The organism is Streptomyces solicavernae, from assembly GCF_029968095.1.
Classification (GTDB): Bacteria; Actinomycetota; Actinomycetes; order Streptomycetales; family Streptomycetaceae; genus Streptomyces; species Streptomyces solicavernae.
The window spans coordinates 178,459-190,359 of record NZ_JASCIR010000002.1 but is presented as its reverse complement, the minus strand read 5'-3'; the positions used below and the strand labels follow the sequence as shown (position 1 = coordinate 190,359).

Here is an 11,901-nt window from a genome sequence, read left to right as displayed (position 1 = left end):
CACCTGCCCGGTTCGGAGGGTCACACCTGCCCGGTGCGGAGGGTCACCGCGATCCCTGTGTGCGGGCGCTTGCCGAGGCGTACGAGGGTGGCGGGGAGGTCGAGCAGCCAGTACTGGAGGCGGTACTTGCGGCCGAGGAGCCTGCGCAGGCGCGGCATCTCGGCGGGGGTGAGGAAGCGCGCGGTGCCGTCGACGGCGGGCGCGTCCGGGGCGACCCGCCCGCGCACGTCGCAGGGCGCGACGCGCACGGCCTTGTCGCGCCGCAGCCGCTTGACCTTCCACGAGTCGCTGCGCGTCCACACCCACAGCTCGTCCCCCTCCCGCACGACCCACACGGGCGTCGCGACACCGACCCCGTTCCGGCGGTACGTGGTGAGGCTGATGTAACGGACACGGCCCAGATGTTGGGGGTTCATGGGGGTCATGAGGGGAGCCTAGGCGAGGGCGCCCGGCGGCTCTTCCGGCCGCTCAGGCAGGCACGGGTGCGCAGCGCGCGAGGACCTCGTCCAGGGAGAGGCCGAGGGCGCCGGCCAGGGCGGCGACCGTGAAGAACGCGGGGGTGGGCGCGCGGCCGGTCTCGATCTTGCGCAGGGTCTCGGCGGAGAGCCCGGCGTTCGCGGCGATCTCGACCATGCTCCGCTCGCCGCGCGCCTCACGGAGCAGCCGGCCGAGCCGCTCGCCGCGTTCGCGCTCTTCGGGGGTGAGAGGGGTGCGCACCATGCGGCCAGTTTACAGGCGGGGCCCATTTCTATACCGGTCTCTACCGGTCTCCGCCGGTGCGGTCATCCCGGTACAGTAATCCCGGTATAGAAATCCCGGTATAGAAATACCGGTACAGTAATCGGCATGGTGGAACTCAAGACGGACGCGTCCCTGGACGCGATGCGGGAAGCGGGCCGGGTCGTGGCCCGGGCGCTCACGGCGGTACGGGAGGCGGCGGACGTCGGCGTCCGGCTGCTCGACCTGGACGAGGTGGCGCGCGGCGCGCTGACGGAGGCGGGTGCGGACTCCCCGTTCCTCGGGTACCGGCCGGGCTTCGCCCCGACCCCGTTCCCGGCGACGCTGTGCGTGTCGGTCAACGACGCGATCGTGCACGGCATCCCGGACACGTACCGGCTGCGCGACGGCGATCTGGTCTCGGCGGACTTCGGCGCGCGGCTCGGCGGCTGGGTCGGCGACTCCGCGGTCAGCTTCATCGTGGGCCGGCCGCGCCCGGCCGACGCCCGGCTGGTGGAGACGGCGTTCGCGGCGCTGGACGCGGGCATCGCGGCGGCGGTCGTCGGCAACCGCATCGGCGACATCGCACACGCCGTCGGGACGGTCTGCCGCGGCGCCGGGTACGGCATCCCGGACGGCTTCGGCGGCCACGGCATCGGCCGGCGGATGCACGAGGACCCGGGCGTACCGAACGAGGGCCGCCCCGGGCGCGGCATGCGGCTGCGGCACGGCATGGTCCTGGCGATCGAGCCGATGCTGACCGGCGGCGGCAAGGACGACTACTACGCGGACGGGGACGGGTGGACGCTCCGCACCTGCGACGGCAGCAGGGCTGCGCACGCGGAGCACACGGTGGCGATCACATCGGAGGGGCCGCGGGTGCTTACGGTGCTGTGAGCTTCCGTGGTCCGACCCGCACCGCCGACTCGGGCACCGCTGCGGGGGCGGCGCCCCGGCGCCCCGGCGCCCCCGCAGGATGGTTCTTCGACTGCGGCGCCGTCGTGGCCGGTCGCGCAGTTCCCCGCGCCCCTGTCGGGGCACGCCCGCTCACCCCGCCAGGAGGTTCCTCGGCACGGACTTCGGCACGTACTTCGGCACGTACTTCGGCGCACGCAAGAGGAACCCCTAGAAGTGGATCAAGAGCTCGGGTGCACCACCCTCGCCGAGCCCCCGCCCCTTCGCACCTTTTCCGCCGCCGCGAGCCAGCGCCCGTCGGGCAGCCGCTGCACCCCGGTGGCCGCGCCGATCTCCGGGTTCTCCTTGAACGCGTGCCCCAGCGACTCCAGCTCCGCCCTCAACTCGCTCCCGTACAGGCCGGGTTCGAGTTCCGTGGCCGCCGTGTTGCGCTGGCTGGCGCGGGGCGCGGCGATCGCGTCGACGAGCGGGAGGCCCCGGTCGACCACTCCGGTGAGGGTCTGCAGCACGGTCGTGATGATGGTCGCGCCGCCCGGCGAGCCAAGGGCGAGCACCGGCCGGCCGTCGTCCAGGACGATCGTCGGCGACATCGACGAGCGCGGCCGCTTGCCCGGCCCCGGCAGGTTCGGGTCGTGCACGCCCTCCCTCGCCGGGGCGAAGGAGAAGTCGGTCAGCTCGTTGTTGAGCAGGAAGCCGCGGCCGGGGACGGTGATGCCGCTGCCGCCGGTGGACTCGATGGTCAGGGTGTACGCGACGACGTTGCCCCACTTGTCCGCGGCCGTCAGGTGCGTGGTGTTCTCGCCCTCGTACGTGGTCGGCGCGGCCCGGTCGCCGCTGCCGCAGGGCTTCGGGTCGCGCGGGTCGCCGGGGGCGAGGGGGCTGGTGAGCGCCTTGTCGTCGCGGATCAGGCATGCGCGCGCGTCCGCGAACTCCTGGCTGAGGAGTTCCTTCGTGGGCACGTCCTCGAACGCCGGGTCACCCACCCAGCGCCCCCGGTCCGCGAAGGCGATCCGGCTGGCCTCGATGTACCGGTGCAGGTACTCGGCCCGGGTGGCCTTCGACAGGTCGGTCCGCTCCAGGATGTTCAGCGCCTCGCCGACGGTCGTGCCGCCGGAGGACGACGGCGCCATCGAGTAGACGTCGAGCCCCCGGTACTCGGACCGGCTCGGCGCCTGCCGCTTCACTGCGTACCCGGCGAGGTCCGCGGTGCTGAGGTCGCCGGGGCGGGCGGTGCGGCCCGAGTCCGGGTCGACGGGCGGCTCGTTGACGGCCCGTACGACCTCCTCGGCGAGCTTGCCGTGGTACATCGCGCGGGTGCCCTTGCGGGCCAGCTCGGCGTACGTACGCGCCAGATCGGGGTTCTTGAAGACCGAGCCGACCACCGGGAGTTCGCCGCCGGGCAGGAACAGCTCGGCGGAGGCGGGGAAGTCGGCGAACCGGTCCTGGTTGGCGGCGGTCTGCGCGCGGAACGTCTCGTCCACGACGAAGCCCTTGGCCGCCAACTTCTGGGCCGGTTTGAGAAGTTGGCCGAGCGAGCGGCTGCCCCAGGCGTCGAGGGCCGCGTCCCAGGTGGCCGGGGTGCCCGGGGTGCCGACGCTGAGGCCGCTGGTGACGGCCGCGTCGAACGGGAGCGGCTTGCCGTCCTCCAGGAACAGCCCGGAGTCCGCGCTCGCCGGGGCGGTCTCCCGGCCGTCCACCGTGTGCACCCGGCCGGACCTCGCGTCGTAGTACACGAAGTAGCCGCCCCCGCCGACGCCCGCCGAGTACGGCTCGGTGACGCCGAGCGCGGCGGCCGTGGCGACGGCGGCGTCCACCGCGTTGCCGCCCTTGCGCAGCACCTCGACGCCCACGGCGGAGGCGTCCGGGTCGACGCTGGACACGGCCCCGCCGTACCCGACGGCGACCGGCGACTTCGGCGGGGCGGACACCGCCGCACGCTCCCCGGACTTTCCGGACTCCCTGGATTCTCCGGACGACGAAGGGGGCGCAGCCGCACCCACCGCCACCAACGCCCCCGAAACAGCTAACAGCGACAGATTCCGCGCAACTGGACGACGCATCCGTACCTCCGGTCAACGACTGTCTGCGCACTGTAACTTCACGGCGCGCACACGTCAGGTCCCCCTCGAACACGGGTGCGCCGTGGGGCTAGAGTGCCCGCCCATGACTGAAGACCTCCGCACAATCGTCACACTCGTCGTCGGTGTGGTCGCCGCGGTGATCGTCGCGTCCCTCGGCTGGTTCGGCCGTACGCACCTGTGGAAGCGGGCGCTCCGGCGCAAGCAGGCGTTCTTCGGGCTGCCCGTCAACGCGGAGACCCTGCTGGTCGTGGGCCGGGAGGCGGGCGGGCCGGAGCTGACCGTCGCCCGCACGGACGTGTTCTCCCTGCTCGAACTCTCCGCGCTCGTCAAGGAGTGCGGCGCGCACGCCCAGGTGATCCCCCACGACGCCGTCAAGGAGGGCTTCGGCGAGCGCACGGAGTTCTGCGTGGGCGGCCCCGCGTCCAACCGCCGCATGGCCGCCCACCTGCACTCGCTGCTCCCGGGCGTACGGGTCCACTCCGACCCCGAGCCGGGCCCGGACCGGGGCGCGTTCCAGATCGGCAGCGAGCGGTACCGGATGGAGCCGGGCCGCGCGGAGCACGTGATCCTCGCCCGGCTGACGGCAGGGCAGGGGCAGCAGGCGCGGCCGGTGTTCCTGTTCTGCGGCCAGCGGGCGATCACGCACCAGGCGGCGACCCGCTATCTGGCCCGCCACCACGAGCGCCTCTCCCGCAAGCACGGCGCGCACTCCTTCGTGCTGCTCCTGAAGGTGGTCAACTCGCAGGCGTACGGGCCGGACGTGGTGGAGCTGGTCTCCGACGTGACGAAGGCCGCGCAGGCTCCGGCACCCGTCGTACGCACCTCGCACCGGGCGCCGAAGGACTGACCGGGCGCCGGTACCGACGGCTCGTCGAATGTCCCGACTTGGCCTCACATCGGCGCAATCCACGGACACTTGGTGATCTTGTCTCACGCCACATCAACCGCATACCGGCACACTTGGCGCGACCTCGGTGAACCTCCCTGCGCAGGTGTGACACGGAGCCGCCCGGGTGCGCTGTCACAAGTGAGTTCGGCCGTCACAAGTGAGTTCGGCCGACTCACCGCACCATTCGCCAACGAAGGAAGCGTTCCTCATGAACCACAACGCCCAGATCGAGACCCGCGAGATCGCCGACGACGCCCTGGACGCCGTGGCCGGCGGGGCTGCCGCCCTGGCCCTGCACGGCGACACGAGCGGGCTCCACGGCTTCGGCGGCGTCGAGCTGGCCGGCCACGGCGTCACCGCGGAGGGTGCGGCGTCCCTGCAGAACGGGACGGTGAACCTCAGCGTCGCCACCTTCTGATCGGTCGGCACGGCTGAGCCCGTGCTGACCCGCGAGCCCCCTCGGCCACCCCGGCCGAGGGGGCTCGCGCCGCCCGAGGGGGCTCGCGCCGCCCGGCCCCGTCGCCGGTCAGGCGATCCGCACCGGCAACTCCTTGATCCCGTTGATGAAGTTCGACACCAGCCGCCGCGGCCGCCCCGCGGGAACCAGCACCGGAAAGCACCGCAGCGCCTCCTCGTACAGCACCCGCAGCTGCAACCGGGCGAAGTGCGCGCCGAGGCAGACGTGGGGGCCCTCGCCGAAGGAGACGTGCGGGTTGGGCGTGCGGCCGAGGTCGAGGCGGTGCGGGTCGGGGAAGGCCCGCTCGTCGTGGTTGGCGGAGGCGTGCAGGACGACCACCTTGTCGCCCGCCCGGACCTCCTGCCCGGCGATCGCCGTGTCCCGTACCGCCGTACGCCGGAACGTCAGCACCGGCGGATGCCACCGCAGCAACTCCTCCACGGCAGGGGCGAGTCCGGCCCGGCCCGCGCGCAGCCCGGCCTGCTCACCGGGGTGTTCGGCGAGGGCGAGCAGCCCGCCGGGCGCGGCGCTGCGCACCGTGTCGTTGCCCGCGACGGTGAGCAGGAAGAAGAACATCTCCAGCTCGGGCGCGGCCAGCCGGACGTCGCCGTCGGTGGCGTGCGCGAGTGCCGTCATCACGTCGTCGCTGGGGTGGCGCCGCTTGTACGCGGCGAGCCGCTGCGCGTAGTCGAACATCTCCCGCAGCATCGCGGGCGAGCGCGGGTCGACCGGCCGCCCGTCGGGCCCGCGCACCAGCGTCGCCGCCTCGTCCGGGTCCTGGTACCCGATGACGCGCTCGGTCCACTCCAGGAGCAGCCCGCGGTCGCCCTTGGGCACGCCGAGCAGGTCGGCGAGGTTGAGCAGCGCGTAGTCGTCGGTGACGGTCGCCACCAGGTCGACCACCGCGCCGAACTCCCGTGCGGCGGCGAGCAGTTGCCGGGCCCGCCCCCGCACCTTCGCCTCGATCCGCTCGACCCGCCCCCGGGTGAACGCCCTGCTGACCAGCCGCCGCAGCCTGAGGTGGTCCGGCGGGTCCTGGTTGAGCATCATGCGGCGGATGAACGGCAGGTCGTCGGGGGCGGGGTCGCGGATCTGGGTGGCGCCGAGGTGCGAGGAGAACGTGGCGTGGTCCTTGAGGACCCGTACGACGTCGGCGTGGCGGGACACGGCCCAGAACCCCGGCCCGGCGGGCCAGCCCAGGACCTCGTACTCCTGCTGCCAGGCCACCGGGTGGTGGGCGCGCAGTTCCCGGTAGGCCGTGTGCGGGATGCCGTCGCGCAGCAGCCGCGGGTCGAAGACGTCGGGGACGGGCGCGGGCGCGGGGGCCGCCGTCACAGCTGCTCCGCGCGCAGGAAGTCCTCGACGACGCGGACGAGTTCGAGCGGCGTCTCGTCCATCGCGTAGTGGCCGGCGGCGGCCAGCTCGACGATCTCGGCCCGTACGAAGCAGCGCCCCCAGGTCTGCCGGGTCAGCTCCGCGCCGATAGCCGGGTCGAGCGCGCCGACCACGGCGAGGGCGGGCACGGTGCTGCCCTCGACGTCGGCGTGGAAGTCGTCGCGCGCCCAGGAGTCGAGCCAGGCGCGGAAGGCCTTGGGGTCGGCGCACTCGATGGAGCGGCCGACCATACGGTCCAGCCAGGCGGCGGGCCGAAAGCCGCCGGTGGTGAGGTCGAGGATGGTACGGCGGCTCTCCGCGAGCTCGGCGGCGGAGGCGAACAGCTCCCACTGCCCGGGCGGCAGCGCGACCCCCGCGGCGGGCACGGGCGACACCCCGACGAGCCGCCGCATGCGCTCCGGGACCGCCGCCACCACGCGCTGTGCGACCGCGCCTCCCATGGAGTGCCCGATCACCGAGAACCGGTCCCAGCCGAGCCGGTCGGCGGTCGCGATCAGGTCGGCGGCGCCCTCGCGCGTCGTGTACGCCCCGGCCTCCTCGCGCGCCTGGCCGTACCCGCGCAGGTCCACGAGGGCGTACGTGAACGACTCCAGGTCGAGGACGGCGCGGACGGCCGCGTAGGCGTCGCGGTCGGCGAGCCAGCCGTGTACGGCGAAGACCTTGTGCGGCCCGGATCCGAGCAGGGTGTGGGGCAGGGGGACGGCGGCCACGGCGACTCCGTTCGCGGGGGTGGGCGTGCGGATTCCCCAACCTGGCCCCAACTCCCGCCTCCGGCAAGGGCGCAGAGTGGGCACGGCCGCGGCACACGGGCTGCGGCCTGCGCCCGCCTTGCGCCCCCGCCCGCATGTGGCCGGATCAACCGCCAAACCCCTGTGGTCGCCGTCTGGTCACGCCCCCTGCACCTTCCACGACAAGGCGCCCGGCCGGCCGTTCGGCGTGGACCTGGAGCTGTTCTCCACGGCCTACGACGTACCGGCCGGGCATCGCCTCGCCGTGGTCGTCGACACGGTCGACCCGCTCTGCATCGAGCACAACCCGGCCGGCGCGCAGCTGACCTTCTCCTCCCCCGCGGCCGACCCGTCTCACGTGTCGGTCCCGCTGCGCGAGCAGTGATCTCCGGCTGCTGCCGGGCGGGTTCAGGCCCCGTGCCCTGAGCGCTACTGCGGACCCGGCAGCAGCGTCCCCGGTTCGGCCGGGGCTACGTCCACGGCCTCCGTCTTGGGACTGCGCCTCTGCCGCTTGGACACCCAGGTGGCGAACCACGACAGAAGCATGCACATCCCGATGTAGATCGGTGAGATCACCATCACCACGGGGATGAACGGCAAATCGTAGTCGAGATTCGAGGCGATGAGTTTCCCCGCGTGCAGGAACTCCTCGTAGGTGATGAGGTAGCCGAGCGAGGTGTCCTTCAGAGCGACCACGAGCTGGCTGATGATGGCGGGCAGCATGGCGCGTACCGCCTGCGGCACGAGCACATGTGTCATCACCTGCGTCTTGCGCATGCCGAGTGCGAACGCGGCCTCCCGCTGCCCGCGTTCCACGGCGTTGATGCCGGAGCGGAAGACCTCGGCGAGCACCGAGCCGTTGTAGAGCGTGAGGCCCGCGACGAGCGCGGGCAGCGGATGCACCTTCAGGGCCACGAAGACGAAGAAGATCATCACGAGGACCGGCATCGCGCGGAAGAACTCCACGATCAGGGTGGCGAGCCAGCGCACCGGCTTGTGGTCGGAGAGCCGCCCCACCGCGAGCACCGTGCCGAGCACAAGGGAGAGCACGGCGGCCATGGCGAACGCCTTGAGCGTGTTGCCGAGCCCGGTCAGGAGGAGTTCCTGGATTCCCTCGTACTGGAAGGGAGTCCACTTGGCCGCCGTGAACTGCTCGGTGTCGAAGAGGAGATAGAGGATCCAGGCCGCGAGCCCCAGGATCAGAAGCGTCGCGAGCACCCCGTACCCGAAGTGCCGCTTGCGGGCGGTCGGTCCGGGGATGTCGTAGAGGGCGGTGGACTCTTCGTGCGCGGTCGCGGTCATCGGGCGACTCCCCAGCGCTTCTCCAGGAAGTTGAAGAACGCGCTGATGGTGAGGGTGATGATCAGGTAGCCGAGGGCGATCCAGACGAACGTCCAGATGATGCTGTAGCCCAGTTCGTTGAGGGTCTTGTACGTGCCGAGAAGCTCGGTGACGCTGAACGCCCCCGCGATCGCCGAGTTCTTGGCCAGCGCGATCAGATTGGAGCCCACCGGCGGGATCACCGAGCGGAACGCCTGCGGCAGGACGACGTTGTTGAGCGTCTGCCCGAAGCTCATCCCGAGACTGCGCGCCGCCTCGCCCTGGCCCTTGGGCACCGTGTTGATGCCGGAGCGCAGCGCCTCGCAGATGAACGCCGAGGTGTAGCAGCCGAGGGCGAGGACCGCGAACACCTTGAACGGCAGCACGAGGCCGAAGCGCGGCAGGCCGAGCAGCACCGCGAAGAACAGCAGCGTCAGCGGGGTGTTCCGGAGCACGGTCACCCACACCGTGCCGAACACCCGGAACGACCCGACGGGCGCGACCCGGAACGAGGCCATCACGAACCCGAGCACGAGCGCCAGGATCGAGGCGTAGACGGTGAGCTCGACGGTGCCGAGGAACCCTTTGCCGTACGTGGAGAAGTTGTCGGTCAGTACGTTCATGACGGCCCCCTCAGCTCGCCGGGTAGCGGTCGATGGGCGGCGGCTTCGGCGCGGGGACGCCGGACAGGCCGAGCGTCGCGTCGTAGGCCTTCTTCCAGTCGCCGTTCTTCTCGTGCCGGGCGAGCGCGTCGTCGATGGCGAACCGCAGCGCGTTGTCCCTGCGCGGCACGCCGATCCCGTACGGCTCCTCGGAGAAGGGCTTGCCGACCAGCTTCATCTCCTCGGGCAGCTTGGCCGCGTAGCCCTGCAGGATCGCGTCGTCGGTGGTGACCGCGTCGACCTGGTACGTCAGCAGGTTGTCGACACAGATCGAGTAGGTGTCGTACGCGACGAGGTCGGCCTTCGGATAGTCCGCCTCGATGCGCTGGTACGGGGTGGAGCCGGCCGCCGAGCAGACCTTCTTGCCGGCCAGGTCCTGCGGGCCCTTGATGTCCTCCTCGTCGCTGCGCACCAACAGGCCCTGGCCCGCCATGTAGTACGGGCCGGCGAAGCCGACGAGCTTCTTGCGGTTGTCGTTGATGGTGTAGGTGCCGACGTAGTAGTCGATCTGGCCGTTCTGCAGGGCGGTCTCGCGGTTGGCCGAGGCGATCGTCCGGAACTGGATCGTCTTCGGGTCGAAGCCGAGCGACGCCGAGATCATCTTGGCGATCTCGATGTCGAAGCCCGAGTAGACGCCGCTCGCCGGGTCCTTCTCCCCCAGGTACGGCTGGTCCTCCTTGGCGCCCACCACGAGCCGGCCGCGCCGCTGCGCCTTCTTCCAGGTGGGCGAGTCGGGCAGTTGGAAGCCCCGCGCGATCCGGTACTCGGGCAGGTCCTCGGCGCGCGGGCCCTTCACCGGCGGGCTGCCGTCCTTGCCGCAGGCGGTGGCGGCGAGGGCGGTGAGCGCGAGCCCGGCGAGGGCCCTGACGAGCCTGCCCGTCCTTGCGGAGCCGCGCGCGGGCATGCGTGTGCCGCGTGCTGTACGTGTCATCGGTGCACGTCCCCGTCAGTGCTTGAGGATCTTGGAGAGGAAGTCCTTGGCCCGGCTGCTCTCCGGGGCGGTGAAGAAGTCCTCGGGGGTGCGGTCCTCGACGACCTTGCCGTCGGCCATGAACACCACGCGGTTGGCGGCGGAGCGGGCGAAGCCCATCTCGTGCGTGACGACCACCATCGTCATGCCGTCGCGCGCCAACTGCTGCATGACTTCCAGGACTTCGTTGATCATCTCCGGGTCGAGGGCGGAGGTCGGCTCGTCGAAGAGCATCACCTTCGGGTCCATGGCCAGGGCGCGGGCGATCGCCACGCGCTGCTGCTGGCCGCCGGAGAGCTGCGCCGGGAACTTCTCGGCGTGCGCGGCGAGACCGACGCGTTCCAGGAGTTCACCGGAGCGCCGGTCCGCCTCGTCCTTCTTGCGCCCGCGCACCTTGACCTGCGCGAGCGAAACGTTCTGCCTGACCGTCTTGTGCGCGAAGAGGTTGAAGGACTGGAACACCATGCCGACTTCGGCGCGGAGCCTGGCGAGTTCCTTGCCCTCCGCGGGCAGCGCCTGCCCGTCCAGGGTGATGTGTCCCGACTGGATGGTCTCCAGCCTGTTGATTGTCCGGCACAGGGTCGACTTCCCCGACCCGGACGGCCCGATGACCACCACCACCTCCCCGCGTCCGACGGTGAGACTGATGTCCTGCAGGACATGCAACTCCCCGTAGTACTTGTTGACGTCCCGCAGTTCGATCAACGGATCGACGGCCATTCCCAGCCCTACTCACTCATCGCTGTATGACAGTCCGCGCAAACTATCCATATCAATACGGGACTTAACAGGCGACACGCATCCTGCCGGTATTAACCGTATTTGCACCTGGGAGAGGTGGCGTCTTGTCAGGCCTCGGCCGCTTCGCCGTACACCTGGGAGAGTTCGGGGGCGCCGGAGACCGCCCACTCCAGGCCCGCCTCGACGACCTGGATCTCCCGGCCGGAGGCGAGCCTGACCACCGGATGCCCGCCGGGCCACACATGCCACCGGGCGCCCGGGACGGTGCGCACCAGCACGGTGCCGAGGTAGAGGCCCGCGTCGTTGCCGAGCCAGGGGAGCATCTCCGGGTCGTCGCGCCAGCGCGGCGTCAGCTGGTCCAGAGCCTCCAGCGAGGCGACGCTGTCGTCCAGTTCAAGACCTGCGACGGCGGCCTGCGAGCGCAGCAGCTCGCACTCCGACAGCAACGCGGCCACGCCGTCCGGGTCTTCCGCGAACGCCGCCGCGAGATTGGCGCCCGGCTCGTCGGTCCGCCGCCCGAGCCACTTGTCCAGGAAAGGCATCTTCATGATCCACGCTCCGCCGGTTCGGCCCGCTTCGCCCAAGTATGGCTGTCACTTTGCCGTAGCACTAGATCACCCTCCGCCCGCCGCCCCGGAACCCGACACGAGAGGCGCTCTTCCTCCATTGTGCGTCCGGATGTTGCGGAGGGAAGCCTTCCGTGACCGGGCGGTAGCGGATTGTCAGACCGTGCCCCTAGGCTTCACTCCATGTCCCTCAATGACGAGTGCCATGGCACCACGCCCTCCGCCGCGGAGATCAACGCACAGATACGCAAGCTGTGGAGCCGCGCGGACGGCCGGCTCTCCGACGACCAGCGCCGGGAGTACGCCCGCCTGGTCACCCTGTGGGCGACGGCCGTGCGCGACGAGGTCGTGGAGGCCGCCTGAGCAGGCGCGCGGCCCGGGCGGCGCACCCGAGGTTTACGCGGACCTAGTCATCTTCCTTGAATTCAGGGCGAGTTCAGACGCCGGACATTGACGGGTC

The 11,901-nt window shown here is 71.3% G+C and carries 14 protein-coding genes and 1 pseudogene; 5 read left to right on the top strand and 10 right to left on the bottom strand.

Features of this window, described 5'->3' with window-relative positions; all coding sequences use genetic code 11:
- Positions 1-20: 20 nt before the first annotated feature.
- Positions 21-416 (bottom strand): PPOX class F420-dependent oxidoreductase, encoded by a 396-nt coding sequence (locus tag QIS99_RS03345; RefSeq protein ID WP_282510764.1) that lies wholly within the window; start codon positions 414-416, stop codon positions 21-23.
- 52 nt (positions 417-468) lie between these two features.
- Positions 469-720 (bottom strand): helix-turn-helix domain-containing protein, encoded by a 252-nt coding sequence (locus QIS99_RS03340; protein WP_282510207.1) that lies wholly within the window; start codon positions 718-720, stop codon positions 469-471.
- Between the two features lie 126 nt (positions 721-846).
- Here QIS99_RS03340 and map point away from each other — a divergent pair, with 126 nt between their 5' ends.
- Positions 847-1,614: a type I methionyl aminopeptidase gene (map, locus tag QIS99_RS03335; RefSeq protein ID WP_282510206.1), complete on the top strand. Its 768-nt coding sequence runs from the start codon at positions 847-849 to the stop codon at positions 1,612-1,614.
- A gap of 239 nt (positions 1,615-1,853) precedes the next feature.
- Here the strand turns inward: map and ggt are convergent, their stop codons facing one another.
- A complete protein-coding gene (gene ggt, locus QIS99_RS03330) occupies positions 1,854-3,692 on the bottom strand; it encodes a gamma-glutamyltransferase (protein ID WP_282510205.1) in 1,839 nt (612 codons plus the stop codon).
- 103 nt (positions 3,693-3,795) lie between these two features.
- Between ggt and QIS99_RS03325 the strand changes: the two genes are divergently transcribed.
- Together QIS99_RS03325 and QIS99_RS03320 are read left to right on the top strand one after the other, a co-directional pair.
- Positions 3,796-4,560 carry a hypothetical protein gene (locus QIS99_RS03325; protein ID WP_282510204.1) on the top strand — a complete coding sequence of 255 codons (765 nt, stop codon included), beginning with the start codon at positions 3,796-3,798 and terminating at the stop codon, positions 4,558-4,560.
- 250 nt (positions 4,561-4,810) lie between these two features.
- Positions 4,811-5,020, top strand: coding sequence for a hypothetical protein (locus QIS99_RS03320; protein ID WP_282510203.1), 210 nt, complete (start codon positions 4,811-4,813; stop codon positions 5,018-5,020).
- A gap of 108 nt (positions 5,021-5,128) precedes the next feature.
- On the opposite strand, the gene QIS99_RS03315 is transcribed toward QIS99_RS03320, so the two are convergent.
- Together QIS99_RS03315 and QIS99_RS03310 are read right to left on the bottom strand one after the other, a co-directional pair.
- Complete coding sequence (locus QIS99_RS03315) at positions 5,129-6,394, bottom strand: cytochrome P450 (protein ID WP_282510201.1); 1,266 nt, start codon at positions 6,392-6,394, stop codon at positions 5,129-5,131.
- Complete coding sequence (locus tag QIS99_RS03310; RefSeq protein WP_282510199.1) at positions 6,391-7,164, bottom strand: alpha/beta fold hydrolase; 774 nt, start codon at positions 7,162-7,164, stop codon at positions 6,391-6,393. The genes QIS99_RS03315 and QIS99_RS03310 overlap by 4 nt, the downstream gene beginning before the upstream one ends.
- A gap of 178 nt (positions 7,165-7,342) precedes the next feature.
- On the opposite strand from QIS99_RS03310, the pseudogene QIS99_RS03305 reads away from it, so the two are divergent.
- Positions 7,343-7,567: pseudogene (locus tag QIS99_RS03305) on the top strand (CocE/NonD family hydrolase C-terminal non-catalytic domain-containing protein); the annotation flags it as partial.
- 44 nt (positions 7,568-7,611) lie between these two features.
- Here the strand turns inward: QIS99_RS03305 and QIS99_RS03300 are convergent.
- The 5 genes from QIS99_RS03300 to QIS99_RS03280 all read right to left on the bottom strand — a co-directional run bounded on the left by QIS99_RS03300 (position 7,612) and on the right by QIS99_RS03280 (position 11,423).
- Entirely contained in the window at positions 7,612-8,484 is an 873-nt protein-coding gene (locus QIS99_RS03300; RefSeq protein ID WP_282510197.1) for an amino acid ABC transporter permease, read from the bottom strand.
- A complete protein-coding gene (locus tag QIS99_RS03295) occupies positions 8,481-9,125 on the bottom strand; it encodes an amino acid ABC transporter permease (RefSeq protein WP_282510195.1) in 645 nt (214 codons plus the stop codon). The genes QIS99_RS03300 and QIS99_RS03295 overlap by 4 nt, the downstream gene beginning before the upstream one ends.
- Positions 9,126-9,135: 10 nt before the next feature.
- Complete coding sequence (locus QIS99_RS03290) at positions 9,136-10,068, bottom strand: glutamate ABC transporter substrate-binding protein (RefSeq protein ID WP_282510762.1); 933 nt, start codon at positions 10,066-10,068, stop codon at positions 9,136-9,138.
- 42 nt (positions 10,069-10,110) lie between these two features.
- Positions 10,111-10,854, bottom strand: coding sequence for an amino acid ABC transporter ATP-binding protein (locus QIS99_RS03285; RefSeq protein WP_282510193.1), 744 nt, complete (start codon positions 10,852-10,854; stop codon positions 10,111-10,113).
- Between the two features lie 128 nt (positions 10,855-10,982).
- Positions 10,983-11,423, bottom strand: a complete 441-nt coding sequence (locus QIS99_RS03280) for a DUF6278 family protein (protein ID WP_282510191.1) — start codon at positions 11,421-11,423, stop codon at positions 10,983-10,985.
- Between the two features lie 201 nt (positions 11,424-11,624).
- Between QIS99_RS03280 and QIS99_RS03275 the strand changes: the two genes are divergently transcribed.
- Positions 11,625-11,804 carry a hypothetical protein gene (locus QIS99_RS03275; protein WP_282510189.1) on the top strand — a complete coding sequence of 60 codons (180 nt, stop codon included), beginning with the start codon at positions 11,625-11,627 and terminating at the stop codon, positions 11,802-11,804.
- The last annotated feature ends 97 nt before the right edge of the window (positions 11,805-11,901 follow it).